We start from the raw sequence: 26202 nt of genomic DNA, 5'->3' as shown, positions 1-26202 counted from the left end.
GCATGCGGGTAATAAATATTAAGGGGTTTTAACTAAAAAACTTCATATTATTTCGAGCTTTGCTTATGATTTAAACAATTAAAATAGAGTTTCTGCCTATGCAGTTTAAAATCATCGCGGCTCATGATCTAGATAAGCAACAACGGCAACAAATTGCTGAGCTATGTTTTGCTGCTTTTGATGAAGATCCTTGGAATCAATATACCTTCATGCAAAATGCTGTACATATAATAGGCATATTGGGTGATAATATTGTGTCACATGCTTTATGGACAGATCGAATTTTCACCTTAAAAGATGGTATCACTCTAAAAACTGCTTATATAGAATATGTGACTACTGATGTCAAAATGCGTGGAAAAGGACTCGCATCTAAATTATTAAAATATTTAACTGATGCTTTAACTACTTTAGGCTATGAACTTGCGGCATTACAGCCTGAAGATGAGACGTTCTATAAAAAATTAGATTGGATTTCGTGGTGGGGAGATTTATACATCAAGTATGAAACTTCTACTTATCTGACTGCTGATTATGAAATTATGTTATTTCCGTTGAGCACTAAGCTGAAGGAGCGACTAACTCATAAGTTAGAAGATGATACTATTTGTGCCGATTGGAGAGAGGGTGAACTTTGGTAATTCTAATTACATAAAATATTGAATAAACATTAGCTTTAATGTTCAATAAGAAGATTAGAATAGTCTTAATAATGTGAAACATATAGCCAGAGTTCATATTATTTCTTGTGTGGCTTATGGATAAACAAACAAATTTTTTACAATCTAATATTTTGATTTTTAAGTAATTATTTATTAAAAATAAATCTATAAATAAGATAGGCTGTTCATTTGAGAGTTTAGGTATTACTTGGTTTTTCTACTTTCCTGTTTATTATAGAAGCCTATAATGATTCAGAATCATTCCAAATCTAATAAGGATATAACATGTCTACCGACCAGCAATTTCCAACACCCAATAATTTAGGAATAGCAGTTTATTCAAATAATGCAGAAGCTATTGGTAATACTCCTTTAGTTCGCATTAACCGTTTGATTAAAACTGGTGCAACCGTATTAGCAAAAGTGGAAAGCCGTAACCCTGCATTCTCTGTGAAATGTCGTATTGGAGCGGCACTAATTGCAGATGCAGAAAAGCGCGGCGTGTTAAAAGAAGGCATGCATATTATTGAACCAACCAGTGGTAATACAGGGATTGCATTGGCTTTTGTTGCAGCTGCTAAGGGTTATCCAATTACTTTAACTATGCCTGCAAGTATGAGTCTTGAACGTAGAAAAGTATTAAAAGCACTCGGTGCCAATTTAGTTTTAACTGAACCAGCGAAAGGAATGAAAGGTGCAGTTGATGAAGCTATACGATTAGCAGCTGAACAGCCAGATGTTTATTTCTTACCTCAGCAATTTGAGAACCCAGCGAATCCACAAATCCATGTAGATACAACTGGTCCTGAAATCTGGCAAGCAACAGGTGGACAAATTGATATTTTGGTTGCTGGCGTAGGTACTGGTGGCACAATTACTGGTATTTCTCGTTATTTCGAACAAGTTCAAAATAAACCTTTGTATTCTGTAGCGGTTGAACCTGCTGAGTCTCCAATTATTACTCAAACTAGAAATGGAGACAACATTACACCTGCGCCGCATAAAATTCAGGGAATTGGTGCGAACTTTATTCCAAAGAATCTTGATTTAGATCTTGTGGATGAAGTCTTACCAGTGACTAGCGAAGAAGCAATTCAGTGGGCAAGAAACTGTGCAACCCAAGAAGGTATTCTAGTGGGTATTTCAAGTGGCGCAGCTTTGGCTGCGGCGGCAAAAATTGCAGAACGCCCTGAAAATGTTGGTAAAACTATTGTTGTTATTCTGCCAGATAGTGGGGAGCGTTATTTATCTTCTGTTCTGTTTGATGGTTTATTTGACGAATAAAATTAACTCTATAAAAAAGCCCATCTATTGATGGGCTTTTTATTTAAGCTTATTTATAAAGCACTTTTTAAAGCTTTTTGATGATGTTTAACTGATCGAGCATATTTTTTAGCTTTGTGCCGTGTCCAGAAACTTCTCTGATATCCACTTGGCCCAACATTATAATAAGCAGTTGCTTTGAACCAACTATCCGCTGACTTATAGTAATGATTTAAAATATATGCGCCACATTGAATATTTGTAGATTCATCATACAAATTACCAGTACAAGTTTGTTGCCAATAGCTGGGAATAATTTGAGTTAAACCTACTGCACCCGTAGGCGAGAGGGCATTAGTATTGTAACTCGATTCTTGTCTTATGACCGCGGCAAGTAAAAGAGGCGGCACATTATATTGGTCAGCACTTTGAATAATTATTGGAGATAACCGATTCGCTGTGCTTTGTGGAACAGAATAAGCTTTTTGTAGACCAGACGAGAGCTTATTTGAACGCCATGAAAATGAACCACTATTCGGGCCTAAGCTTGTACACCCAGTCATTATTGTCATTAAAGCAATTACGAAAAATTTGAGACTCAAAATGTTTATTTGAGTCGGATTAAAATAATTGTTAGATAAAGATGAGGTAAGCAAAATACAAAACCGATAATCAAATTTCAAATGAAATCATGGTATTCAGCCATACTCAACGGATCAATATAAGTTCTGTTGCTCAGCACAAGCAAAGAGTGAGAATTTTGTATAATTAAAATGAAAAAACCCCGACATCCTGTCGAGGTTTTTTCGTATTCAGCTTATGTAGCTAACTCCTGTCAACTACCGCTTCCTGCGTTCTTATTCTTCTTCAATGAGACATCCTGTCTCTCTATGCTTCATATATTATGAAAAAATACTAAAGATGAATATCCGCAAATGACCGCAAGTTTTGTACGTTTTAACTTACAGATATACTTTTTCAACTTTCTTAAATACAATGTCGACAAGTTTCTGAGCTATAGGCGCACAAATCAATACACTTGGAAAAGCCAATATCCATGCAATAATCCAAGCCGATACCCACAATGAAAGGAAATGATGATTTAGCCCCACTACTTTAAAAGTTGAAATACCCGAAACTATAAAAGACATCATTCCAGATAAAATTAACAGAAATAAAAGCTTCTGTGCTTTCATGGCCTTATATTCATTGATAAGCATTTAAGGTCAATGCAAAATTTTCTCCAAATTGTTGAGCAGTTTTAATATCTCCTTCATCAAACCTATCAGCATTACTGCCATGTTCAGCCTGAGCCATTAAGCCTGACCATGAGCCTAGACGATTGGCTGCTTGAGTATAAGGAACCCCTTGGTGTTGCTCAGGCATAATCGGGTTGCCGACCCATAACATGCCGTGTTGCATACAAAAGGTAAAAAGTGAAATTAGTGTCGATTGTTTATCACCTGCGGGAAGGGAAGATACGGTAAAGCCAGCCGCCAGTTTTCCTTTAAATTTCTGTTTTTTCCATAAAGGACCTGTTGCATCCATGAGTTGTTTTAACTTGGAAGAAACGCCACCTAAATATGTAGGAGAACCCCAAATTAAGCCGTCATATTGGTTAAGAACTTCTGGGTTTTCGATAAGATCTTCGGCATTGAGCAGATCTACTTTAATATCTTTATGATTCAAGATGCCAGTTTGAATTTGCTGAGCAATAAATTGGGTGTGGCCTTGGCGACTATAGTAAATAATGGCAACGGTTTTCATGAGCAGTTTCCTCTTTATTTAAATTTGAAATAATTTTGCAGTGAGATATAAGCCACAACCAAAAACACTATGGTTCATCAAACTTTTTAGGCAGTTCAAAAAAGGACGAGGGGTTTTTGAAGAAGCAAAACCACTACCCATCGCAGGTTGCATAATAAAAAAAGGAATGAGAACGGTGACTACACCAAACAGTAGTGCTGAATAAAACTGAGGATGGCTAAGCCAAGTTGAGCCAACAATTAAAAGAAAGCTAAATGAAAAGATTAGCCCGACACTATAGTGAGCAACCCAACCTAATAAATATTCATCCTTAATTTGAGGGCTTTGGGCTATAGATTGATGGATGAGTTTCCCTTTAAATATCCAACCAACCCAGCGTCCGAGCAAGCCGAAGTTTAAGGTCAGAATTTTGACTATCTTTAATGTTAACAGCCAGATATCCATCATAATTGTTGCGCCAATGCCGAGACATAAAGCCTGAAAGAACAATATGGAGAGATTCATTTTGAAACCTTGCTTTTATACGTCTGAAACGTGATAAATTTATTGTGCAAGTTAAAGTTCACTTGAAGTCAAGAGGTTGTTATGGATATTGGTGAAGTCGCTAAAAAGGCAAAAGTCACAACCGCTACATTACGTTTTTATGAAGAGAAAGGATTAATTAAATCGATAGGGCGGCAAGGTTTACGTCGGCAATATGGGAAACAAGTGCTTGATCAACTGGCACTCATTGCTTTAGGTCGTGCTGCAGGTTTTTCTTTAAATGAAATCGCAACAATGTTTGGACAAGATGGTAAACCAGAGCTCAATCGGCAAAAACTAAAAGATAAAGCTGAACAATTAGAGCAAATGGCTAAACGATTGCATTTTATCAGCCAAGGATTACAACATGCTGCGGTATGTCCTGCTGAAAATCATATGGAATGTCCAACTTTCCAGAACTTTTTGAAAGCAGCAATTGCTGGAGAATATCAGCCAACGAAACTTTAATTATTTTTGATGAGGTCATTTAGTTTGTGTTTGTATTGAACAGTTGAGTTTGTCATATTTTCGCCATAAAGATTTCATCTTTTTGAAGTAAAAACTTCATATAAGATTGATTAAATTTGCTTAATTTTTTACCAACTGTATAAAACTATGAGCAAAAAAACTTTAGTCGCATTATTATGCTGCGCCAGTTTAGGATTGACGGCATGTAATGATGATAATGATCAAGAACAAACTTCACCTACTGAAAAAGTTACCGAACCGACCTTAATTTCTTTTGCCAAGTTACCTGTAGAAACTTATGCAGCTGGTCCAGACTCTGGCGCATATGTGAAAGGTGCAAATGGAATTTATCCTCCATTTAAGGGTCAACCTGTACAAGGCTTTTCTGCTGCATTAAAAAATGAAGATGGCAGTTATATGGCAATGGCTGATAATGGTTTTGGGACTCAAGATAATTCAGCAGATTTTTTACTTCGTATTTATAAACTAAAGCCTGATTTCAAAACTAAAGCTAAAGGCACGGGGCAAGTGACTGTGCAAAGCTTTATCCAGCTGCGTGATCCAAATAAGTTAATTCCTTTTAATATCGTGAATGGTGATACAGCTGATCGATTATTAACGGGCGCTGATTTTGATCCAGAGTCAATGCAACGTACTAGCGATGGTACTTACTGGATTGGCGATGAATTTGGACCTTATTTACTTCATTTTTCAGCAGATGGAGTATTACTGGATGCACCGATTGCTCTGCTAAATCCGTTAAATCCGACTCAAGAATTACGTTCGCCACAAAATCAGTTTAATAAAGCACAAATTAATTTTGTAGAGCCTCTAGTTCAGCAAAGTGGTGGTTTTGAAGGAATGGCGATTTCGCCAGACGGGCAGTATCTTTACCCTCTTATAGAAAAGCCAATTAAATCAATTCGGGAAACAGAAAGACAACTACTGATTTCTCAATTTGACCTGAAGAAAAAAGCGTATACAGGAAAATATTATTGGTTCCAGTTAGACAGCAAGGCAACCAATATTGGTGATTTCCAACTCTTTAATGATAAAGAAGGGATCATTATTGAACGTGATGCGACTCAGAATAATTTAGGCGGCTATAAAAAATTAATCCGTATTAAATTACATGAGTCCGGTCAGCTAGTAAGCCGTGAAGATTTGGTTGATTTAATTAAAATTGCTAACCCGAATTTGTTGTATAGCACAGCAAGAGCAGGGGATATCGGTACGGGACAGGTTTTTGCTTTCCCATTTGAAACCATTGAAGATGTCATCATTGAAAATGGTACAACGCTTACAGTTTTTAATGATAATAACTTCCCTGGTTCGACAGGGCGTAACGCAAAACTGGCTGATGATAATGAGATTATTCAGATTCGTTTACCAAAAGCTTTGTTTTAAGCTCTATAAGTAAAAATTAAAACTGCGGCGGATTTTATTCCGCCGTATTTATTCCAAGAATAAAATATTGAGTAAACTTTAATCAAATTAATTTCTATATAATTGTTTTCGCATGTTTTATAAACAGGGAAAATGAATGAAATTCATGTTAAAATCATCGGCTTTCATCTTTAGATGTCTCTCCTCCATCTGCTAGCCGAGATTCGCAAGCCATGTCTACTGCCTACACCATGCAGACTGCGCCAAAAGCGCTGTTTGATTACGACAAATATTGGGCGTCGTGTTTTGAACCAGCACCATTTTTGCCGATGTCACGAGAAGAAATGGACCAACTCGGCTGGGATGCATGTGACTTTATTTTAGTCTGTGGCGATGCTTATATTGACCATCCATCATTTGTATCGGGTGTAATTGGACGTGTGCTTGAAGCACAAGGCTTCCGTGTCGGAATTATTGCGCAGCCAGATTGGACCAATGTTGAAAGCTTCCGCGTTTTAGGTAAGCCAACAATTGCTTGGGGTGTAACCGCAGGTAATATGGATTCGATGATTAACCGTTATACGGCAGATCGTAAAATCCGTTCTGATGATGCTTATTCTCCAAATAATGAACCAAATAAACGTCCTGACCGCGCAGCAACGGTATATTGCCAACGTTGTCGTGAAGCATTCCCAGACGTACCTGTGTTATTAGGCGGTATTGAAGGTAGTTTACGCCGTATTGCGCATTACGATTATTGGTCAGATAAAGTCCGTCGTTCGATCTTGATGGATTCAAAAGCCGATTTACTCATGTATGGTAATGGTGAGCGTGCCATTATTGATGTGATGCACCGTTTGGCTAAAGGTGAAAAAATCCACGAGATTACAGATGTTCGTGGTACAGCATTTATTATTAATAAACATAACAAAGCATCAAAAGCAAAATTTGTTGAAGTTGCGAGTAATGATGTAGATACGATTGGGCGTGTTGATCCAATTATTAACCCATATGTCATGACTGAAGATATTGATGGCTGTGAGGTTGAAAAAGAAAAAGGCAACTCATTGGCTCAGTATCAAGATTTCCAGAAAGAGATTGTTGCAAACCCGATTGTGCGTGAGGGCGACAAACTAGATGAAGACACTCAAATCGTTCAGTTAAAGCCAGCACCGTCAAAAGCAATTAAACACAAGTTACCACCGCGAGAGTTGGCGGTAATTCGTTTACCTTCTTTTGAAGAAGTGTCAAATGATCACATACTTTACGCGCATGCAAACCGTATTTTGCATCTTGAAACTAATCCGGGTAATGCCCGTGCTTTGGTTCAACGCCATGGTGAACGTGATGTCTGGATCAATCCACCACCAATTCCTCTAACGACTGAGGAAATGGACTATGTGTTTGATCTTCCGTATGCACGTTTGCCACATCCTACTTATGGCGATGCTCGTTTCCCTGCATTTGATATGATCAAATTCTCGGTCAACATTATGCGTGGCTGTTTTGGTGGCTGTACATTCTGTTCGATTACAGAACATGAAGGTCGTATTATTCAAAATCGTTCGGAAGATTCGATCTTACGTGAGATTGAAAAAATCCGTGATACAGCACCAAACTTCACAGGTATTATTTCAGATTTAGGTGGCCCAACAGCAAACATGTATCGTTTGCATTGTAAGGACCCAGGAATTGAGAAGAACTGTCGTAAACCTTCCTGTGTATATCCGGGTGTTTGTCAAAACTTGCATACCGATCATGCGCCATTAGTACAGCTTTACCGTAAAGCACGTGCGATTAAAGGTGTGAAGAAGATTCTGATTGGTTCAGGTTTACGTTATGACCTTGCTGTACTCAACCCTGAATATGTGAAAGAACTAGTACAACACCACGTGGGTGGTTATTTAAAAATTGCTCCTGAACATACCGAGCAAGGCCCGTTATCTAAGATGATGAAGCCAGGTATTGGTACGTATGATCGTTTCAAACAAATGTTTGATCGTTTCAGTAAAGAAGCAGGAAAAGAGCAATATTTAATTCCTTACTTTATTGCAGCACATCCGGGTACTTCAGATTATGACATGATGCACCTTGCAATTTGGTTGAAAAAGAATGGTTTCCGTGCTGATCAGGTACAGACGTTCTATCCATCGCCAATGGCAACTGCAACAACCATGTATTATTCGGGTAAAAACCCGCTTGCTAAAGTAGCTCGCTATACTGAAAAAGTTGATATTGTAAAAGGTGAGAAACGCCGTCGTTTGCATAAAGCATTCTTACGTTACCATGATCCAAACAACTGGCCATTGCTTCGTGAAGCTTTAAAAGAAATGGGCCGTGCAGATTTAATTGGTAATTCAAAGCAGCATTTAATTCCAACCTATCAGCCACAAGGTACTGCTGAAGGTGAATATAAGTCGGCACGTAAGAAGAACTCTTCTGTAGCGGGTGATTCAGCAAAACGTGGTCAGGGGCAATCTCGTTCAGGAACAGGGCAAAAACGTCCACAAAAAGGACAGGTTCTAACCCAACACACTGGTTTACCTCCTCGTGAAACAGGGGAGAAAAGACCATTTGGTGGAAAAAGTAAACCTAAAAGCAAGGTTCGTGGATAATGATAAAACAGGCTCTTAAACAGAGCCTTTTTAATATATTTTTTTAAAAATTTGATAAGCAATCTCAGCATCTTCAAGAGCGTTATGATATTGACTTCTTGAGATATTAAAAAAAGTACATGCATCGTCTAAAGATGACATATTATCTAGGTTGTTTTTAATACAATACCAATAAAAAATAGATTGTAAGTCTATATGCCGATAATTAATTTTATTGAACTGTTCAGTCATTTTGCTTATATGGCATAGTTTTTTAAAAAAACTTATATCGAATGATACATTCCAACTAACAAATCTGAAATCTGTTCCCATTTCATTAAAAAAATGATGTAGAACAGCTGTAGTGTTGGTTTTATCATCAAAGAAAGACTCAGTTAAGCCATGTATTTTTTTTGATGCATTCGAAAAAGTGATAGCTTTATCTGGTTTTATAAATGAATGAAAAGTTTTTATAATTTGAAAATTTTCATCTACTAGAACAGCACCTATTTCTATGGTGTGATCTTGAAAGAGATTGATGCCTGTTGTTTCAAGATCTAAAAAACACCACATTATTGATTTACCTCTTGTTGCGAATTTGAATCATATAATAGTTCTATCTGTTTTTCTTTAAGCATGTAGTTAAATTCTTGTTTTACTTTTTTATATAGGCAATTTTTATGCGATGTTTTTTGAGCATGAATTGTAATAGGCTTAAAAGTTTTTGCGAGAACCATTTTATTAGGACTTAGATATATTTCATTGTCTAGCATGTAGTAGCTATAACAATATCCGCCATCTTTATATAGATATATTTGTAAATGACCTCTATTTTTTGGATCAATTTCATCGAATAAAGCCATCAAGCTTTTTGGAGTATTTTGTATGTTTTCTTTTAAAGAATAAGTCCAAAATCTTTCATATTGATCAATAAAAGGATTTGCTTCACTAGCAATTACGACTACAAGTTTATTTCCTTTTTTTGAAAGCATTTTTCTTATTTGGCTCGTAGAACTATTGAGAAAGGTTTTACCATACATAAAAAATATAGTTGCTTTCTTTGTTTTTTTTAATTTTTTCTTAATAATAGGTTCAGCTTCTGAAAAATCATCAAAGAAGTCTTTGACACCTGATTTTGAATAATGATTATTAGTATCTAGTAAAAGCTTATTCCACCAGAATGATACAAGAATACAAGTTAGAATAGCTATTAGTATATTAGTTAGTGCGGCAAACCAAGTTTTGTCTATTTTTCCTTCAAAAATGTATAGAATCCCTAAGCATACTAGTATAGATATGAGACTGATCCACATAAGCTTTGAATATTTTATTTTTGATAATAAAGGATGCATACAATTTCTCATTCAAAAAATTTATATAGATAAGTTTATTTTAAAACCAAATGTAATATTAACATATAGTATTTATTGAAGTTTTTAGAAGATGACGAATTAGGCGATAGACGTTAAATTTTAATTTACAGAGAGTTTCTAACGCAACATACAGGTTTACCTCCTCGTGAAACAGGTGAGAAGAGACCAGTTGGTGGTAAAAGTAAACCAAAGTCGAAAGCTCGTGGATAATGATAAAACAGGCTCTTAAACAGAGCCTATTTTGTTTTTAATGTGACGTTTTAAATCGTATAGTGAGATTTTTGCTGATTAAAAGTACAAAAAACGTAACGAATAATGATAAATAGCAAAAATCTGACGAGCTGCACTTGATTGTTGTAGATTCTATGATTATAAATAATGTGAGGGTGGCTAAATTTAAGCCAAGCTTGATAACTACAAGTGAAATTACTAAGTGAACCTTTTAAAAAACGGCTGTGTCGTTATCAATTAAAACAAAGTGTGATCTAGCAAAATCATTATAAAAAACCTAAAGGATTGGACCCATGTACTATTTAATCACGATCTTATTATTATTTCTGGCTGTTGTAATGGCAGTGAAAAGTCTTTCGCGAAGGCATCAACATGATAGTGCCTTGAAGCGCCGTGCAGTCTTAACCAGTCATGAGCAAATGACATTAACCAGACTACAAACAGTTTTGCCTAAATTTACCGTGTTGGCACATGTATCGTTTGATGCATTATTAACTACAAAATATGCGCATACACGTCGAAAATATCAAAATATGGTGGCTGATTTTGTTGTGCTTGATCAAAATTATCAGGTTGTTGTAGTGGTTGTTCTTGGAGAAAGTGGTTTACGCCGAGCGCATCAACAATATGAACGTCGTCTATTACAACTGGCTGGCTATCGTGTGCTTCATTACAGTGAGGTGCCTGATTATCACGATCTAAGAAGGGACTTATTGACTCCAGAAACAGAGATGGCAATTTTACATGCAACGCCGCAACTAGAACGAATGTCAAATGCGTTTGTGAAGTCTTAAAAATTAGAGATTATAGCAATTGATTAGAGAACTCATTAAAGAGGATCTTAATAACATGCTGACATTAAAAATGTTAAAACTACTAAAAAATTGAGCAATATAACTAGAGATATTGCTCAATTTAGTTTCACTTTATATTTATAAAAATTATGGAAGTACTGCAACTACCGTCATTTCTACAAGCACGTCTGGTGCATAAAGTTTGGATTCTACACAAGTACGTGCTGGTGGATGTCCTTCACTAATCCATGCATCCCAAACAGCATTCATTGCTGCATAATCTTTGTCGATATCTTTTAGAAAAATCATAACAGAAAGAATATGGGTTTTATCTGTTCCAGCTTCTGCCAATAGACGGTCAATATTATCTAAAGTTTGTTGAGTCTGTGCTGTAACATCGACGCTTGTATCATCTGCGAGTTGGCCAGCTAAGTGTACTAAATTACCTGAAATCGCAACTTCGCAGTAGCGTGAAGTCACGTGTAAACGCTGCACGGACATAAGCTTTACCTGATTTAAAAAACAATAGAAAAGATTGTACTTGATTGAATTAAGCAGTGGAATTTTTTTAGTTGATATTGGTGGCTATAATTAATTAATGACAAGATTTATTATAAATTGCTAATATCTGCATTGAATAAAATAATATATTGGACATGACCATGCGAAAAAAAATAGAGATTATTATATTGGGAGGATTAGTGGGAATGACAACAATAACGCATGCTATAAATCCTGATCAAGAATATATATTGTTCTTTGAAAAATATAAACAATTGTCGAATGAGAGTGATCCGAAAGGAATGGAACTCTATGCAGACAATGCCAAACTTCATCAAAAACAAATCACACCAGATGGTATTGAACAAAGCATGAGTATGTCTGGGAAAAAATTAAAAGAACTATTTTTAGAAAATCAAGAAATGCTTCAAAAGCTGGGATATACATCTAACTATAGTGATGTGAAAGTGACGAGAAGTCAAAATTCTGCAAAGATTTCAGCGACGAGATATAGCACTAATAACTGTTTTACAGATCGTGATTACTATATGGTGGTTTCTCGTGGGGTGGATAAACAGTTATATATTACAGAGGAATATTCTACAAGTGTCCCTCAGAATTTGTGTAAAGAAAGTATTAAGGATGATTTGCCGCTACAGTTAACTTTTGGGGCCAAGATAATCAATAAAAACTTGCCTATGCAAGTAGATCGAGAAACAAATTTAGAGCATGTTGAGGCCCAAGGGAAAGAATTAACGTTGAATTATCGTCTGATTCATATAACGTCTGTGGATATGCCTACTGAATGGGTACAAGCAATGGAAGTTAATGGTGTTCCTGAAATTGTTAAAGGTGTTTGCAATAATATAAAAATGAAAGAATTATTAAATAAAGGAGCGCAACTTAATTTAAAGTATTTATATAAAGATAATGTACCATTAACTAAAATTAAAATGACCAAACAGGACTGTAATATATAAATGTTTTTATTAAAGAATAAATTATAATAAAAGGGCACATTTGTGCCCTGTAATATTCGGATTTGGTCGTCACGCCAATCACAGGACGATATGCCGAAAGTAAAGGTTGCTTTGGCATGTTGCAAATACATGGGTAATGAATATGCGTTGATTAGGTTACTCTAAAGTTTCAGTAAAAGGGAGTCTATTTTGTTTAAAAGTTGCTCTTTTGAGTGAAAATTAATCAACTACCAGAGGTTAAGCTGGAAGTCATCCGCTTGGGTTTGTAATTGATAAACTCCTATACCAATTAAGCGAAACTGAAAATGTTCAGGAATCTGCATTTCATTTAATAATAAAAATAAAACTTGAATTAAGTCCTGTAGCGACTGGATTGGTCTTTTAAAGCTTTTACTATGTTGTAAAGTCTGAAAATTCTTGAGTTTAAGCTTAATATTCACACCACGTGCATTGAGTTGTTTTTTTTCTAAGCTTTGCCAGACTTTCTCGGCTAGTCCCTGCCAATAGGGCTGACATTGAACCAAAGTAAAGTCACTATCGAAAGTTGTCTCTTTCGAAATTTGTTGCCGAGCTCTTTCAGATTGAACAGGTCTATGATCAATTCCTTGTGCATATAGGTAGAGCTGTTGCCCATATTTACCAAAGTGGTGAACTAAAACAGCCTCTTCAATTTTCTGTAAATCGCCTAAAGTATGTAATTGAAGTTGCTGTAATTTTTCCTGAGTCACTTTACCGACGCCAGGGATTTTTTTAAGTGGCAGGTCTTGAATAAAACTAGCAACTTGCGAAGGTTTGATTACACACAAACCATTCGGCTTATTCCAGTCTGAAGCAATTTTTGCCAAAAATTTATTGGGGGCTACACCTGCTGATGCAGTCAGTCCAGTTAACCTAAAAATATCTTCCCGAATATGCATCGCAACCTCGGTTGCACTCGCAATCTGTTTTAGGTTTTCAGTGACATCCAAATAGGCTTCATCTAAAGATAAAGGTTCAATAAGCAGAGTATATTGCTGAAAAATAGAGTGAATTTGAGCAGAGACTGTGCGGTATTTTTCAAAATTTGGCTCAATAATAACCACTTGAGGGCATAGTTTTCTTGCCTGACTCATCGACATGGCTGAACGTAAACCAAATTCGCGGGCAGGATAAGATGCAGCAGCAATCACAGCTCGCGGATGATGAGATGAAATAACCACAGGGAGATGCTTTAGATCAGGACGCTCTCGCAATTCGACTGATGCATAAAAGGCATCCATATCGATATGAATGATTTTGCGCATATTATTGTGCTTTCACGATGCCTTGCTGCTGTAAAAATTGGTGCCATTCTTTGACTGAACCCTCATAGACATTTAAGTCTACAGGTTTTGTTATGCCTTCAATTTTACCTTGATTACTATGCTGCCAAAAGAGCCATTTTCTTTTATCTTTGAGTTCAGGTTTAGCTTCATAATCGCGCACCCAAAGAGGAGTACCAGAAAAATTTCCAACTAAGACAATGTGGTAAAAAGTTCTGGAAATATAGAAGATAGGCTGTTTACCATAATGCTGTTTTAAGCGATCATGCATGATGCCAATTTCTTTAATTAATTGTTCTTTGGTGTATGTATTAATACAGTTACTGTCGTATTCCAGATCAATAACTGGCGGAAGCGCATCTGATTTTTTAGGCACAGTCGCAATAAAGTTATCTGCTTGCGTTTTACCATCACGGCATAGACGGTAAAAGTGATAAGCCCCTACATGAAACCCATGTTCACGAGCTTTAAGCCAATTTTCTTGAAATTTTGAATCTTTATAATCACCACCTTCAGTCGCTTTTAAATAGACGAATTGGAACTTTTCCGGTGATATTTTTTTCCAGTCAATGTCACCTTGATGGTGAGAGACATCGAATCCTTGAACTGGATAATCTTGCGCAACGGCTTTTTGCTGATAGAACAGACCAAAATAAGCCAGAACTCCCATAACACATCCCAAGCCAATTCCGATTAAAGTATTGTACCGTGCTGTGAAAAAGGTTTTAGCCAGTTTGGTCATGCAAAACTCATTAAAGATTTGAAGCCGACATCATAACGTGATTCAAGAGGGAGAAACCACGCTAAAAATGCAACGGCTTATACGGGGGTATTTTTTGGAATTTGCCAGAAAATAAGCGCTGTAATGACATTGATACAGCCGAGGCAAATTAAAGTGACGTGGAATGCAGTGGTCACATGGTCAGCTCCATAATAATCAGTAAAGATATTAATGAGTGTGCCAGCGAGTGCCACGCCAATACTCATTGATAGCATCATGATCATTGACAAGAAACTATTACCGCTACTTGCATCTTGTTGAGGCAGATCTTTTAAGGTCAATGTGTTCATACCCACAAATTGCAGTGAGTTTAATGTGCCAAATAAGAAAAAGTGTAAGGCTCTAAACCAAGTTGGAGTGTCGACTGTCATGATGGCGAAAGAGGCGATACATAGCCCGACCAGCGTTGTGTTGACGAGTAAAAAACGTCGATAGCCAATCTTTTGAATAATCGGTCTGACAATTGGCTTTGAAAATAATGAGCCTAAGACTAAAGGAATCATCATTAAACCTGCTATGAAAGGTTCAAAGCCAAAAGCCACCTGTAGCATGAGCGGTAAAACAAAAGGTAAGGCATTACCACCAAAGCGGGCAAAGAAATTACCTAAAATACCAATCGCATAAATTTTGTTTCTAAAAAGTCGGCTACGGAACAACGCATTTTGATGAGTATGAGAATGATAGGCATACCAAAGCGTTGCGATTATCCCGACTATTAATAGTGAAATGCTGAACCATTTTGAATATTCAGGGGAGGCTAAATGTTCGATACCCAAAGACCATCCAATCATGGCCACCACTAATAAGATGAAACCGCCTAAATCAAATGTTTTGACTGAAGGTTCTTTTAAATTAGGCATGACTCTTAATGTCATTAAGATGCCTAAGATACCCATGGGAATATTGATGAGAAAAATCCAGTGCCAAGTTGCAACTTCAACTAACCAGCCACCTAAAGTTGGACCAGCCAAAGGCCCCAGTAAACCTGCAAGACTCATTAAGCTCATTGCAGCTAAAAACTGAGTTCGGGGAATAATCTTTAAAAGTGATAATCGACCAACAGGAAGTAGTAAAGCTCCGCCTACGCCTTGGATGACTCGGAAAAATAAGAGTTCATTGAGACTCTGAGAAAGGCCACAGCCTAAAGAGGCTAAAGTAAAAATAACGATTGCCGATAAGAAAATATTTCTAACACCAAAGCGGTCAGCTAACCATCCACTTAAAGGAATGCAGGCGGCTACTGATAATACATAGGCCACTACTACGCTATGCATGCGTAGAGGGTCTTCATTTAAATGGTGAGCCATTGCAGGAATAGCTGTATTTACAATTGTTGTGTCCAAAGCCTGCATAAAAAAGCCAATGGAAACCAAAAGTACGAGTAAGCGATATTCAGGTTGCAAGGCTTGGTGAGTCGGCGTGGCATTCATAACATTTGAAAGTTAACGTTTTGGTCTAGTGTAAAACAAATTGAAAGTAAAAAAAGTAAGACAATGTTGATTACCCCTTTAATAAATCTAAGTGCTTTTGAAGGTAGCGGTGAAAATAGTTAAAACAAAAAAAGCGGCAGAACCGCTTTTTTATGGAGAGTAGGTGGGTAACTAGACAACAAATCTTTTTGGCATTTTTAAATTTTTAATGACGTTATAAATCTGATCGACATCATCACATACAATTAATTTAGCTCGGTGCTGAAGGGGAAGAAAACCTTCTTGAACCGCATGGTCTAGTTGGGCAATCAATGCATTATAAAAGCCATTTACGTTATACAAAATCATGGGTTTTTGATGTTGGTTAAGTTGGCCCCACGTGGCTATTTCCAATATTTCTTCGAATGTTCCTAAACCGCCGGGTAATGCAATAAATGCACTTGCACGCTCTGCCATCATGGCTTTGCGCTCGTGCATGGTTTCTACGACATGTAATTCGGTTAAGCCTGCATGGGCTACTTCATAATCGAGCATAAATTCAGGAATGACACCGACAGCTTCTCCGCCGTTTGCGAGAACGCTTTCAGCAACTTGTCCCATTAAACCAATGCTAGCCCCACCGTAGACTAAACCGAAACCTTGGTCAGCAATTCCATGAGCGAGTTCAATCGCCTTTTCTCGGTAGATCGGGTTATTTCCTGCACGTGAACCACAATATAATGCAATAAGAGGTTGTTTTGTTTTTACAGCTGTTATTGGTGAATCATTTACTGCCATTGTTAATACGCTATTCATTGTTTTATTTTCACCTTATCACGTTCATATTTCTTGTCTACACTAAGCAAAAGATATGACAACTTTATAAGCAGATTTATAGTAAAGACTGATGTTTTGTATGGGTTTGGTGAATGCCTGTCATGAACAAATAAAAATGATGAATTTATGTTAAATCTTGCCTATACTAAAAATTCGTTTAACAACATATGAACAAATATGGGTAGTGGTTGTAGTCGCTCCGTTTTAATTTCTTGTCCTAAAAAAACATTTTCCCTCCTTTGTATGGGCATGCCTGCTGTGTTGCCAAATAAAGATAAAATCCAATTAGCACAGGAGCAGGATCGATGATCTTTGAATGGATGTCTGATCCATCTGCTTGGGTGGGTTTAGCAACATTAATCGTTCTTGAAATTGTATTGGGGATCGATAACCTCGTTTTCATCGCTATTTTGGCCGAAAAACTGCCGCCAGAGCAGCGAGCTAAAGCACGTATAATTGGTTTAATACTCGCCTTAGGAATGCGGCTAATACTTTTAGCTTCGATTGCTTGGGTCGTGACACTGACAGAACCACTCTTCCATATTTTTAATCACCCATTCTCTGGCCGTGATTTGATTTTGTTGTTCGGTGGTGTGTTCTTGCTCTTTAAAGGCACCATGGAATTGCATGAACGCATGGAAGGTAATCAACTTCATAAAGAAGATAATCCTGTTCATGCTGCGTTCTGGATGGTCATTGTCCAGATTGTTGTGCTTGATGCCGTATTCTCGTTAGATAGTGTGATTACCGCTGTAGGTATGGTGAAAGAACTGTCTATCATGATGGTTGCAGTTGTAATTGCTGTCGGAATCATGTTGTGGGCATCGAAACCGCTCATGGACTTTGTGAATAAGCATCCAACGGTTGTTATTCTGTGTCTTGGTTTCTTGATGATGATTGGTTTCTCTTTGGTCGTGGAAGGTTTTGGTTTCCATATTCCGAAGGGCTACTTATATGCTGCAATTGGCTTCTCGGTTTTGGTGGAAATTATCAACCAAAGCATGCGCCGCAATCAGGAAAAACTGGTTACAACCACCGATTTACGTTATCGCACTGCCTCAGCCGTGTTACGTATGTTAGGCAGTAAAAGCAGTGGTTCTAGCTCAGATACGCAATCTTCTGATAAAGAAGATGTATTGGCTACACAAGCTTTTGCAGATGAAGTTTTCGACGAAGAAAATGGTGCTTATCATAGTGTGCTTGTGCAAGGTGTTCTGGGTTTATCAGAGCGTCCTGTAAAGTCTGTTATGACTCCACGACCTGAACTTGAGTGGATTGATTTAGACGACGAACCGGAAGTTTTAAAAGAACGTTTAATGTCAATGACGCACTCTCGTTTGATTGTTGCACGTGGTGAGCTTGATAATATTGAAGGTATTGCACTTACTCATAAAGTTCTAAATGGCTTTATTGAAACAGGTGTGGTCGATTTCCAAAAGCATTTACGTGAACCTGTCATTGTGCATGAAAATGCTCAAGTACTTATGGTGATGGAGCAATTACGTCAAGCACCGTTACAAATGGCAATCGTTTTAAATGAATATGGTTCAATTGAAGGTATTGCAACGCCAATTGATATTTTAGAAGCTATTGCGGGTGAATTCCCTGATGAAGATGAGCTAGACGCAGCTGCTGAGAGTTTGGCAGATGGTTCATTAATACTAGAAGGTTCAACGGACATTCGTCACGTATCGCTTTTATTAGGCCGTGATTTGGTCGATGAGAGTGAACAGTATTCAACTTTGTCGGGTTACTTGCTATTCCATTTAGGCCGTTTACCAGAAAATGGTGAAGCTGTTGAAGCAGATGGTTATCGCTTTGAAGTGATTACGATGGAAGGTCATAAAATCGAGAAAGTTCATATTGTTTCTATCGAACAAGATGAATCAAAAGATTAAATGACATTTTAAGTCTAGAAACATCATAAAATAGCTCAACTCTGAGCTATTTTTTTATTTGAGAAACACAAAATGACTCAACACATTTGTCCATGTGGAAAAGGCAGCTATGCAGAATGCTGTGAGCCTTTACATTTAGGCACAGCAAAAGCCCTGACAGCAGAGCAGCTGATGCGTTCGCGTTATAGTGCTTTTGCATTACAGCAAATTGATTATATTGTGAAAACAACCGCTTTAGGCCAGCAAACTGCACTTGATAAAGATGCCATTGCAGACTGGAGTAAACAAAATCAATGGTTGGGTTTAGACGTCGTTAACGCCAAAGAAAAACTCGATAAAACCCATGCACAGGTTGAATTCAAGGCACATTATCATGATGGACAAAAAGCTCATGTTCACCATGAGGTTTCACATTTTGTATATCAACAACAATGGTTTTTTCTTGATCCCACTGTAGATATGCATGTCACCATGAAACAACCTTGTATATGTGGCTCTGGAAAAAAATTTAAACAATGCTGTGCACAATTCCTATAACTTTATCTTAAAATACGCGCACCGTTTGGCCTGAGGGAAAGGGCAATGTTACTCACCGTTATTTATATTATTGCGATTACTGCCGAAGCCATGACAGGCGCACTGTCTGCTGGGCGACGGAGTATGGACTGGTTCGGTGTCGTACTGATTGCCTGTGTGACTGCTTTAGGTGGTGGGTCTGTACGTGATGTATTACTTGGTCACTATCCTTTAACTTGGGTAAAACATCCTGAATATCTTGTTCTGACTTGTTGTGCTGCATTTGTCACAATTATTATTGCCAAATGGATGCGTCATTTACATAACATCTTTTTGGTGCTCGATGCCTTAGGTCTAATTGGATTTACCATTATTGGTTGTCAGATTGCCTTACAAATGGGACATGGTTTTGTCGTATCGGCAGTAGCAGGGGTGTTAACTGGCGTTTCTGGCGGTATTTTGCGTGACATTTTATGTAACGATGTTCCGTTCGTTTTCCGTCGCGAACTTTATGCGAGTATTTCTTTTGTAGCGGTCATTTGCTATTGGGTATGCTTAGATTTGGGATTCAGTTTAGAGTTAACTGTTATTTCAACCTTAATTTTCGGTTTTACTCTGCGTCTGATTGCGATCTATTTCGGCTTAGAAATGCCTAAGTTTATTTATAAAGATGACGATGCAGAATCAGCTTCATCGACCGATGAACATTAATTATGCAGAATACGATGTGAGCATGCTATAACAATTAAATATTGTATTGCTCACTTATTCTTTCCAGTAGAGTTTTCTTATGGATCTGGTTTCACGTATACAAAATCTTCCAATTGGCAAATTCCACTACACATTATTGTGGGTGGTTGGTTTAGGTTGGATGTTTGATGCGATGGACACCGGTATCATTGCTTTTATCATGACAACGCTTGTTAAAGACTGGGCATTAACCCCAGCCCAAAGCGGTTGGATTGTGAGTATTGGCTTTGTAGGAATGGCTATTGGAGCGGTTTGCTCGGGAGCCTTAGCCGATCGGTTTGGTCGAAAGACAATATTTGCTACGACCATGGCAATTTATAGTATCGCGACTGCCTTATGTGCATTTGCTCCAGATTTGAAATGGTTATTGATTTTCCGTTTTGTTGTTGGTCTTGGACTTGGCGGGCAGCTACCAGTTGCAGTGACATTGGTGAGTGAGTATATACCCTCACATGTACGTGGTCGTTTTATTGTATTACTTGAAAGTTTTTGGGGTTTAGGCTGGTTAGTTGCGGCGTTAATTTCTTATTTTATTATTCCTAAATTTGGCTGGCATATCGCATTTCTGATGGGCGGCCTCCCTCTGATTTATATTCTAGTGATTTGGAAAAAACTCCCCGAGTCCATACCGTACCTGATTAACCGTGGCCGCATCGAAGAAGCGCATGCTTTAGTACAAAAACTAGAAGCTCAGGCGGGTGTCCAAATCGTTCATCATATTGAAGTTGTGCCTGTCGCCATACAACAAAAAGTCTCTTTTAAACAACTTTGGAGTGGCCCTTTTGCACGCCGTAGTTTAATGCTTTGGCTCATCTGGTTTGGAATCGTATATTCCTACTACGGTATCTTTACGTGGTTGCCAAGTTTATTAGTGAAACAAGGCTATGACATTGTTAAATCTTTTGAATATGTTTTGCTGATGATTTTGGCACAACTACCGGGTTACTTGGCAGCGGCATGGTTTGTTGAGCGATTGGGTAGAAAAATTACTCTCGCTTCATTTATCGGGTTTTGTGCACTGTCTGCATATTTCTTTGGACAAGCCGACAGCGTAAATAGCATTATGTTTTGGGGCTGTCTCATGTCATTCTTTAATTTAGGGGCATGGGGAGTGTTATATACCTATACGCCAGAACAATATCCAGCCAATATTCGGGCTTTTGGTTCGGGCTGGGCATCGGCAATGGGGCGTTTAGGCGGAATTTTGGCGCCGATTGTGGTTACCCATATGATGGTTGCAAAGCATGGGTTTAGCCATGTTTTTATGATGTTTACTGTTGTTTTACTTTTGGTCGCAGCTGTAATTTTAATATTAGGTGAAGAAACCCAAGGGAAAAGACTAGAGTCGATAGGCTTGTAATTTTGCCTAACTTTATAGCAAGTAACTAAAAATATAGAGAGATGAGACATAATTTGACGCTCAGGTGACAGACTCCCTCTTGTGTCTGTAACATAGCCCACTTAGCATAAGACTCATTTAAAATAACGACTGATTTGGAAGATAAGCTGACTATGACCAGCCTTGCGCATCAAGCGACAGAAAACCGCTCTGTAGCCGAATTTACTGAACAGGCTTACTTGAATTATGCCATGTACGTCATTATGGACCGTGCATTGCCGCATATCAGTGATGGCTTAAAGCCTGTACAGCGCCGTATTGTCTATGCCATGAGCGAGCTAGGCTTAAAAAATAGTGGCAAGCCAAAAAAATCAGCACGTACAGTAGGTGATGTGCTCGGTAAATACCATCCTCATGGTGACTCGGCATGTTATGAAGCGATGGTATTGATGGCTCAGCCATTTAGTTATCGTTATCCTTTAATTGAAGGACAAGGTAACTGGGGGGCACCAGATGATCCTAAGTCATTTGCTGCGATGCGTTATACCGAAGCAAAGCTTTCTGCCTACAGTGAGTTGTTATTAAATGAGTTAGGTCAGGGCACAACTGACTGGCAAGATAACTTTGATGGTTCATTAAAAGAACCTATTACGTTGCCAGCGCGTATTCCTAATATTCTACTCAACGGCACAACTGGTATTGCGGTTGGTATGGCAACCGATATTCCACCACATAATTTACGTGAAGTGATTAAAGGAACGATTGCATTAATTCGTAACCCGCAAACTTCAGATGAAAAATTGGCTGAATATATTCCAGGGCCAGATTTACCAACAAAAGCTGAAATTATTACGCCGCCAGAAGAATTACTCAAAATTCAGACCACTGGTCGTGGCAGTTACCGCATGCGAGCGGTTTATACCATCGAAAAAAATGAAATCGTGATTACTGAACTGCCTTATCAAGTATCGGGCTCTAAGGTGATTACTCAAATTGCCGACCAAATGCAAGCCAAAAAGCTGCCATTAGTCGTTGATATTCGTGACGAGTCGGATCATGCAAACCCAACACGATTAGTGATTGTACTTCGCTCTAACCGCATTGATGCAGAAGCGGTAATGAGCCACTTATTTGCAACCACCGATTTAGAGTCGAGCTACCGTGTTAATTTAAACATGATTGGTGAGGATGGTCGTCCTCAAGTTAAATCGATTCGTCGTATCTTGCTTGAATGGATTGAGATCCGTAAAAAGACGGTCACTCGCCGTTTAGAATATCATTTAAACCGAATTGAAAAACGTCTGCATATTTTGGCAGGTCTTTTAATTGCTTATCTTGATATTGATACAGTGATTCGTATTATTCGTGAAGAAGATCAGCCTAAACCAGTGTTGATGGAACATTTCAATATTGATGAGATACAGGCAGAAGCAATTTTAGAACTCAAGTTGCGTCATTTAGCAAAACTTGAAGAGATGGAAATCCGTCATGAACAAGATGAGCTTGCTGCAAAAGCTGCCATTATTCGTGAGCAATTAGAAAATCCAGAATCTTTAAAAAATCTGATTATTGGTGAATTAAAAGAAGACGCGAAAAAGTTTGGTGACGAACGCCGTTCTCCAATCGTGGTGCGTGCTGAAGCTGTTCAGATTAAAGAACAGGATTTAATGCCAGCTGAAGCGGTAACGGTGGTTTTATCTGAAGCTGGATGGATTCGTGCTGCAAAAGGTGCGGATGTTGATGCAGAGAATTTAAACTATCGTGCGGGCGACCAATATTTAAGTCACGCTGTGGGTAAAACCAATCAACGGATCTATTTCCTTGATGAGACAGGGCGTAGTTATGCCTTGCCTATTAGTAGTTTGCCATCAGCAAGAGGTTTGGGCGAACCTTTAAGTTCTAAACTTGCTCCTGCAAGTGGTGTGTCGTTTATTCAGGTTTATCTAGAAGACGAAGAGTCTGAACTTATCGCGGCGAGTACCTCTGGTTATGGGTTTAAAACTCAAACCAAACAGTTAGATACCAATGCCAAGGCAGGTAAGACATTCTTGTCTGTTCCTGAAAAATCAAAAGCTTTACCATTAATATCTGCTCAAAATATGACGCACTTAGCAGTGCTCAGCTCAGCAGGTCGACTCTTGATTATTGATTTGGCAGAACTACCAAATCTAAATAAGGGTAAAGGTAATAAGTTGATACAACTTGATGCGAAAGAGCAAATTTTATCCATGACAACCCTGAACTTAGATGAAATAATTCAGGTGGTTGCAGGTCAGCAACATCTAAAATTAAAAGGTGATGATCTACAAAAATATATGGGTAAACGAGCTTCAAAAGGTCAGCTCTTACCACGTGGATATCAAAAAGCAAATAAACTGTTGATTCAGAGATAAAGCTAGCGTCTGGCAACATAAATACGCTATATATGGCAACATGTTCAAGCAATGAACTGAACTTGTTGGTATTGAATAACGATTAAAAGGACAGCAATTTGGAGTACGTAATTTGTACTCCATGCAAAAAATTTGGCAGGGTTAAATTGTCAAAACTTCTGTCTCATAATCTTGTTCGAAGTGTCATGAATGTGCCAATAAGTTTTAAATATGTTCTGGCACCAAGAAGCTAAAGAATAGCTGGGGCATTGAATAACAGTTATTACTAAGGATTACGAATCGGAGATAATGGCATTATGGAAAAAATTTGGTTTGCAGAATACCAAAAAACAGGGATTCCAGAAACAGTAGCATTGCCTGCGGAAAATACCTCACTTGTTGATATTTTTGAGAGTAATTTCCAAAAATTTGGTTCTCGCGATGCCTTTATCTTTATGGATAAAGCGATGTCATTTAATGAGTTAGAACTTGCAAGCCGTAAGTTTGCAACCTATTTGCAAAATTTGGGGTTAGCAAAAGGAACTCGTGTGGCAGTGATGATGCCGAATGTATTGCAGTATCCTGTAGTTGCATTAGCTGTGTTACGTGCAGGTTTAGTGTTAGTAAACGTTAACCCACTTTATACTGCGCGTGAACTTGAGCATCAATTAAATGACTCAGGTGCAGAAGTACTTGTGATTATCGAAAACTTTGCCAGTGTTTACCAAAGCATTTTAGGTAAAACTCCAGTGAAGCATGTTGTAGTTGCATCAGTCGGAGATATGCTCGGTACACTCAAAGGTACTCTGGTGAATTTTGTATTACGTAAAGTACGTAAACAAATTCCAGCTTGGAATATTCCAGGACACGTTAAATTTAATTCAGCATTAAACAAAGAAAATGCGAGTAATTATAAGCGTCCGACTTTAACTTTAAGTGATACTGCTGTACTTCAATACACTGGTGGTACAACAGGCGTTTCAAAAGGTGCAGAGCTTACTCATCGTAATCTTGTAGCAAACTTACTTCAGTGTGATGGTATTTTCCAAAGTAAATTTGGAGCAAACGATGGTGCTAAAGGCGACCGTATTGTTTGTGCGTTACCGCTTTATCATATTTTTGCGTTCATGGTTTGTGCGATGTACGGTATGTATAAAGGTCAGGCAAATATCTTGATTCCGAACCCTCGTGATTTACCAGCTGTTATTAACGAATTACGTAAATATCAACCATCATTCTTCCCAGCTGTAAACACATTGTTTAATGCTTTAGTGAACAATGAAGAATTCAAACAACTTGACCATAGCAATTTAAAAATGGCGATGGGCGGTGGTATGGCCGTTTTACCTTCTACAGCAGAAGCGTGGAAGAAAATTACTGGCACAACCATTATTGAAGGTTATGGCTTGTCAGAAACTTCACCGGTAGCAACTGCAAACCCACCAGCTTCTACCGAATTTAGCGGCACTATTGGTATTCCGTTACCTTTAACTGAAGTTGCTATTTTAGATGATGACGGTAAAGAAGTTGCTTTAGGTGAGCAAGGCGAAATCTCAATTCGTGGTCCTCAAGTGATGAAGGGCTACTGGAATCGTCCTGATGAGACAGCTAAAGTCATGACAGCAGATGGTTTCTTCCGTACGGGTGACATCGGTGTGATGGATAGCCGTGGATATACAAAAATTGTAGACCGTAAAAAGGATATGATTTTGGTTTCTGGCTTTAACGTTTACCCAAGTGAAATCGAAGAAGTTATTGCTAAACATCCAAAAGTATTGGAAGTTGCAGCTATTGGTGTTCCAGATGAAAAATCAGGTGAAGTGCCAAAACTCTTTATTGTGAAAAAAGATCAAAGCTTAACGACTGAAGAAGTTTTGAGCTTCGCTAAAGAAAACTTAACAGGCTATAAACGCCCTCGTTATGTTGAGTTTATGGATGAATTACCAAAATCAAATGTAGGCAAAATTTTACGTAAAGACTTACGTAAACCAGCTTAACCAGTTAATAAAAAAAGCGCCTTAGGGCGCTTTTTTTATTTTAGTTTTTATGGCTTTTTATAAACCAGCGGTCTATATAAGGGCGTCCAATTCCGACCATTCCAACAAAAACAAGCATTGTGCCGAGTTGAAGGCGTAGGTGAGTTAAATCAAGCTGACCATAACTTAAATAATTATCTGCTAAGCAATATATCGTAATCACAATGAGCCAATGCCACAAAGTAAGTCGTTTAATACCGACTGCAATAAAGGTAATTGTTAAAATAACAAAGGTGCCAAGTGTCGATTGCCAATTCAAATTTGCACAAATCACACTAAGTAAAAAAGCCATAATAGGGAGTACGATCTTTAATATGCGATCTATCTGAAGTTGATTCTGTTTTTGCTTATCCAAGACTTCAAACAATTCTTTTTGATCAGGTTGTTGCATACATGGCCCTATAAATCAGTGATGACAAGTG

At 37.9% G+C, this 26202-nt stretch carries 25 protein-coding genes and 2 pseudogenes; 15 read left to right on the top strand and 12 right to left on the bottom strand.

The features are described from left to right. Window positions 1–98 precede the first annotated feature (98 nt). Window positions 99–641, top strand: coding sequence for a GNAT family N-acetyltransferase (locus tag ACS604_RS17525; RefSeq protein ID WP_474772407.1), 543 nt, complete (start codon window positions 99–101; stop codon window positions 639–641). Window positions 642–947: 306 nt separating this feature from the next. Further along, a complete protein-coding gene (gene cysK, locus ACS604_RS17520) occupies window positions 948–1946 on the top strand; it encodes a cysteine synthase A (RefSeq protein ID WP_474772405.1) in 999 nt (332 codons plus the stop codon). 53 nt (window positions 1947–1999) lie between these two features. On the opposite strand, the gene ACS604_RS17515 is transcribed toward cysK, so the two are convergent. The 4 genes from ACS604_RS17515 to ACS604_RS17500 all read right to left on the bottom strand — a co-directional run bounded on the left by ACS604_RS17515 (window position 2000) and on the right by ACS604_RS17500 (window position 4196). Further along, on the bottom strand, window positions 2000–2608 hold the full coding sequence (locus ACS604_RS17515) for a lytic transglycosylase domain-containing protein (RefSeq protein WP_443270869.1): 609 nt from the start codon (window positions 2606–2608) through the stop codon (window positions 2000–2002). A 279-nt stretch (window positions 2609–2887) separates the two neighbouring features. Further along, window positions 2888–3121 (bottom strand): DUF2798 domain-containing protein, encoded by a 234-nt coding sequence (locus tag ACS604_RS17510; RefSeq protein WP_474772404.1) that lies wholly within the window; start codon window positions 3119–3121, stop codon window positions 2888–2890. Window positions 3122–3131: 10 nt separating this feature from the next. Beyond that, window positions 3132–3692 carry a flavodoxin family protein gene (locus tag ACS604_RS17505; protein ID WP_474772402.1) on the bottom strand — a complete coding sequence of 187 codons (561 nt, stop codon included), beginning with the start codon at window positions 3690–3692 and terminating at the stop codon, window positions 3132–3134. 18 nt (window positions 3693–3710) lie between these two features. Further along, window positions 3711–4196 carry a DUF2938 domain-containing protein gene (locus ACS604_RS17500; protein WP_474772400.1) on the bottom strand — a complete coding sequence of 162 codons (486 nt, stop codon included), beginning with the start codon at window positions 4194–4196 and terminating at the stop codon, window positions 3711–3713. 81 nt (window positions 4197–4277) lie between these two features. Between ACS604_RS17500 and ACS604_RS17495 the strand changes: the two genes are divergently transcribed. The 3 genes from ACS604_RS17495 (at window position 4278) to ACS604_RS17485 (ending at window position 8683) form a co-directional block, all read left to right on the top strand. Further along, window positions 4278–4682, top strand: a complete 405-nt coding sequence (locus tag ACS604_RS17495; RefSeq protein ID WP_004795245.1) for a helix-turn-helix domain-containing protein — start codon at window positions 4278–4280, stop codon at window positions 4680–4682. Window positions 4683–4829: 147 nt separating this feature from the next. Next, on the top strand, window positions 4830–6089 hold the full coding sequence (locus ACS604_RS17490) for an esterase-like activity of phytase family protein (RefSeq protein WP_474772398.1): 1260 nt from the start codon (window positions 4830–4832) through the stop codon (window positions 6087–6089). Between the two features lie 212 nt (window positions 6090–6301). Beyond that, a complete protein-coding gene (locus ACS604_RS17485; RefSeq protein ID WP_474772397.1) occupies window positions 6302–8683 on the top strand; it encodes a YgiQ family radical SAM protein in 2382 nt (793 codons plus the stop codon). A gap of 30 nt (window positions 8684–8713) precedes the next feature. Here ACS604_RS17485 and ACS604_RS17480 read toward each other — a convergent pair whose 3' ends face one another. Together ACS604_RS17480 and ACS604_RS17475 are read right to left on the bottom strand one after the other, a co-directional pair. Further along, window positions 8714–9235, bottom strand: a complete 522-nt coding sequence (locus ACS604_RS17480; RefSeq protein ID WP_130037661.1) for a 3'-5' exonuclease — start codon at window positions 9233–9235, stop codon at window positions 8714–8716. Further along, complete coding sequence (locus ACS604_RS17475) at window positions 9235–10014, bottom strand: hypothetical protein (protein ID WP_474772395.1); 780 nt, start codon at window positions 10012–10014, stop codon at window positions 9235–9237. The genes ACS604_RS17480 and ACS604_RS17475 overlap by 1 nt, the downstream gene beginning before the upstream one ends. A gap of 132 nt (window positions 10015–10146) precedes the next feature. On the opposite strand from ACS604_RS17475, the pseudogene ACS604_RS17470 reads away from it, so the two are divergent. Both ACS604_RS17470 and ACS604_RS17465 read left to right on the top strand, forming a co-directional pair. Further along, window positions 10147–10245: pseudogene (locus ACS604_RS17470) on the top strand (hypothetical protein); the annotation flags it as partial. Between the two features lie 314 nt (window positions 10246–10559). Continuing rightward, window positions 10560–11060, top strand: a complete 501-nt coding sequence (locus ACS604_RS17465) for a DUF2726 domain-containing protein (protein ID WP_474772394.1) — start codon at window positions 10560–10562, stop codon at window positions 11058–11060. 147 nt (window positions 11061–11207) lie between these two features. Here the strand turns inward: ACS604_RS17465 and ACS604_RS17460 are convergent, their stop codons facing one another. Then, window positions 11208–11561, bottom strand: a complete 354-nt coding sequence (locus ACS604_RS17460; RefSeq protein WP_174730889.1) for a RidA family protein — start codon at window positions 11559–11561, stop codon at window positions 11208–11210. A 161-nt stretch (window positions 11562–11722) separates the two neighbouring features. Between ACS604_RS17460 and ACS604_RS17455 the strand changes: the two genes are divergently transcribed. Next, window positions 11723–12541: a hypothetical protein gene (locus ACS604_RS17455; protein WP_238612791.1), complete on the top strand. Its 819-nt coding sequence runs from the start codon at window positions 11723–11725 to the stop codon at window positions 12539–12541. Window positions 12542–12647: 106 nt separating this feature from the next. After that, window positions 12648–12764: pseudogene (locus ACS604_RS17450) on the top strand (hypothetical protein). A gap of 4 nt (window positions 12765–12768) precedes the next feature. Here the strand turns inward: ACS604_RS17450 and dinB are convergent. The 4 genes from dinB to ACS604_RS17430 form a co-directional block, all read right to left on the bottom strand. After that, window positions 12769–13824, bottom strand: a complete 1056-nt coding sequence (dinB, locus tag ACS604_RS17445) for a DNA polymerase IV (protein WP_474772392.1) — start codon at window positions 13822–13824, stop codon at window positions 12769–12771. A 1-nt stretch (window position 13825) separates the two neighbouring features. Then, on the bottom strand, window positions 13826–14584 hold the full coding sequence (locus ACS604_RS17440) for a glycoside hydrolase family 25 protein (RefSeq protein WP_474772391.1): 759 nt from the start codon (window positions 14582–14584) through the stop codon (window positions 13826–13828). A gap of 77 nt (window positions 14585–14661) precedes the next feature. Next, window positions 14662–16053 carry a multidrug transporter subunit MdtD gene (gene mdtD, locus ACS604_RS17435; protein ID WP_474772389.1) on the bottom strand — a complete coding sequence of 464 codons (1392 nt, stop codon included), beginning with the start codon at window positions 16051–16053 and terminating at the stop codon, window positions 14662–14664. Window positions 16054–16224: 171 nt separating this feature from the next. Continuing rightward, complete coding sequence (locus ACS604_RS17430; RefSeq protein WP_049838293.1) at window positions 16225–16848, bottom strand: LOG family protein; 624 nt, start codon at window positions 16846–16848, stop codon at window positions 16225–16227. Between the two features lie 326 nt (window positions 16849–17174). Here ACS604_RS17430 and ACS604_RS17425 point away from each other — a divergent pair, with 326 nt between their 5' ends. The 6 genes from ACS604_RS17425 to ACS604_RS17400 all read left to right on the top strand — a co-directional run bounded on the left by ACS604_RS17425 (window position 17175) and on the right by ACS604_RS17400 (window position 25741). Then, window positions 17175–18767, top strand: coding sequence for a TerC family protein (locus ACS604_RS17425; RefSeq protein ID WP_005301484.1), 1593 nt, complete (start codon window positions 17175–17177; stop codon window positions 18765–18767). A 72-nt stretch (window positions 18768–18839) separates the two neighbouring features. Continuing rightward, a complete protein-coding gene (locus ACS604_RS17420) occupies window positions 18840–19304 on the top strand; it encodes a YchJ family protein (protein WP_474772387.1) in 465 nt (154 codons plus the stop codon). A gap of 45 nt (window positions 19305–19349) precedes the next feature. Next, a complete protein-coding gene (locus ACS604_RS17415; RefSeq protein WP_004795225.1) occupies window positions 19350–19994 on the top strand; it encodes a trimeric intracellular cation channel family protein in 645 nt (214 codons plus the stop codon). A 79-nt stretch (window positions 19995–20073) separates the two neighbouring features. Further along, window positions 20074–21393 carry a niacin transporter NiaP gene (gene niaP, locus ACS604_RS17410; RefSeq protein WP_474772386.1) on the top strand — a complete coding sequence of 440 codons (1320 nt, stop codon included), beginning with the start codon at window positions 20074–20076 and terminating at the stop codon, window positions 21391–21393. A gap of 152 nt (window positions 21394–21545) precedes the next feature. Then, the gene (gene parC / locus ACS604_RS17405; protein ID WP_013199151.1) at window positions 21546–23765 is read left to right on the top strand and encodes a DNA topoisomerase IV subunit A; all 2220 of its coding nucleotides are present in this window, start codon (window positions 21546–21548) and stop codon (window positions 23763–23765) included. Between the two features lie 296 nt (window positions 23766–24061). Beyond that, window positions 24062–25741: a long-chain-fatty-acid--CoA ligase gene (locus tag ACS604_RS17400; RefSeq protein WP_004795215.1), complete on the top strand. Its 1680-nt coding sequence runs from the start codon at window positions 24062–24064 to the stop codon at window positions 25739–25741. Between the two features lie 40 nt (window positions 25742–25781). Here the strand turns inward: ACS604_RS17400 and ACS604_RS17395 are convergent, their stop codons facing one another. Next, window positions 25782–26171, bottom strand: coding sequence for a hypothetical protein (locus ACS604_RS17395; RefSeq protein WP_005301519.1), 390 nt, complete (start codon window positions 26169–26171; stop codon window positions 25782–25784). Window positions 26172–26202 lie beyond the last annotated feature (31 nt).

Source organism: Acinetobacter sp. Li1LvA2, from assembly GCF_056156705.1.
Note: the sequence above shows the minus strand (reverse complement) of the source record. Positions and strands in the feature narration are given on the sequence as shown.

Excerpts from the sequence above, each read along its gene's own strand:
- ACS604_RS17525 (WP_474772407.1), top strand. The coding sequence starts at position 99 with ATGCAGTTTAAAATCATCGCGGCTCATGATCTAGATAAGCAACAACGG.
- cysK (WP_474772405.1), top strand. The coding sequence starts at position 948 with ATGTCTACCGACCAGCAATTTCCAACACCCAATAATTTAGGAATAGCA.
- ACS604_RS17510 (WP_474772404.1), bottom strand. The coding sequence starts at position 3,121 with ATGAAAGCACAGAAGCTTTTATTTCTGTTAATTTTATCTGGAATGATG.
- ACS604_RS17505 (WP_474772402.1), bottom strand. The coding sequence starts at position 3,692 with ATGAAAACCGTTGCCATTATTTACTATAGTCGCCAAGGCCACACCCAA.
- ACS604_RS17500 (WP_474772400.1), bottom strand. The coding sequence starts at position 4,196 with ATGAATCTCTCCATATTGTTCTTTCAGGCTTTATGTCTCGGCATTGGC.
- ACS604_RS17495 (WP_004795245.1), top strand. The coding sequence starts at position 4,278 with ATGGATATTGGTGAAGTCGCTAAAAAGGCAAAAGTCACAACCGCTACA.
- ACS604_RS17490 (WP_474772398.1), top strand. The coding sequence starts at position 4,830 with ATGAGCAAAAAAACTTTAGTCGCATTATTATGCTGCGCCAGTTTAGGA.
- ACS604_RS17485 (WP_474772397.1), top strand. The coding sequence starts at position 6,302 with ATGTCTACTGCCTACACCATGCAGACTGCGCCAAAAGCGCTGTTTGAT.
- ACS604_RS17480 (WP_130037661.1), bottom strand. The coding sequence starts at position 9,235 with ATGTGGTGTTTTTTAGATCTTGAAACAACAGGCATCAATCTCTTTCAA.
- ACS604_RS17475 (WP_474772395.1), bottom strand. The coding sequence starts at position 10,014 with ATGCATCCTTTATTATCAAAAATAAAATATTCAAAGCTTATGTGGATC.
- ACS604_RS17465 (WP_474772394.1), top strand. The coding sequence starts at position 10,560 with ATGTACTATTTAATCACGATCTTATTATTATTTCTGGCTGTTGTAATG.
- ACS604_RS17460 (WP_174730889.1), bottom strand. The coding sequence starts at position 11,561 with ATGTCCGTGCAGCGTTTACACGTGACTTCACGCTACTGCGAAGTTGCG.
- ACS604_RS17455 (WP_238612791.1), top strand. The coding sequence starts at position 11,723 with ATGCGAAAAAAAATAGAGATTATTATATTGGGAGGATTAGTGGGAATG.
- dinB (WP_474772392.1), bottom strand. The coding sequence starts at position 13,824 with ATGCGCAAAATCATTCATATCGATATGGATGCCTTTTATGCATCAGTC.
- ACS604_RS17440 (WP_474772391.1), bottom strand. The coding sequence starts at position 14,584 with ATGACCAAACTGGCTAAAACCTTTTTCACAGCACGGTACAATACTTTA.
- mdtD (WP_474772389.1), bottom strand. The coding sequence starts at position 16,053 with ATGAATGCCACGCCGACTCACCAAGCCTTGCAACCTGAATATCGCTTA.
- ACS604_RS17430 (WP_049838293.1), bottom strand. The coding sequence starts at position 16,848 with ATGAATAGCGTATTAACAATGGCAGTAAATGATTCACCAATAACAGCT.
- ACS604_RS17425 (WP_005301484.1), top strand. The coding sequence starts at position 17,175 with ATGATCTTTGAATGGATGTCTGATCCATCTGCTTGGGTGGGTTTAGCA.
- ACS604_RS17420 (WP_474772387.1), top strand. The coding sequence starts at position 18,840 with ATGACTCAACACATTTGTCCATGTGGAAAAGGCAGCTATGCAGAATGC.
- ACS604_RS17415 (WP_004795225.1), top strand. The coding sequence starts at position 19,350 with ATGTTACTCACCGTTATTTATATTATTGCGATTACTGCCGAAGCCATG.
- niaP (WP_474772386.1), top strand. The coding sequence starts at position 20,074 with ATGGATCTGGTTTCACGTATACAAAATCTTCCAATTGGCAAATTCCAC.
- parC (WP_013199151.1), top strand. The coding sequence starts at position 21,546 with ATGACCAGCCTTGCGCATCAAGCGACAGAAAACCGCTCTGTAGCCGAA.
- ACS604_RS17400 (WP_004795215.1), top strand. The coding sequence starts at position 24,062 with ATGGAAAAAATTTGGTTTGCAGAATACCAAAAAACAGGGATTCCAGAA.
- ACS604_RS17395 (WP_005301519.1), bottom strand. The coding sequence starts at position 26,171 with ATGCAACAACCTGATCAAAAAGAATTGTTTGAAGTCTTGGATAAGCAA.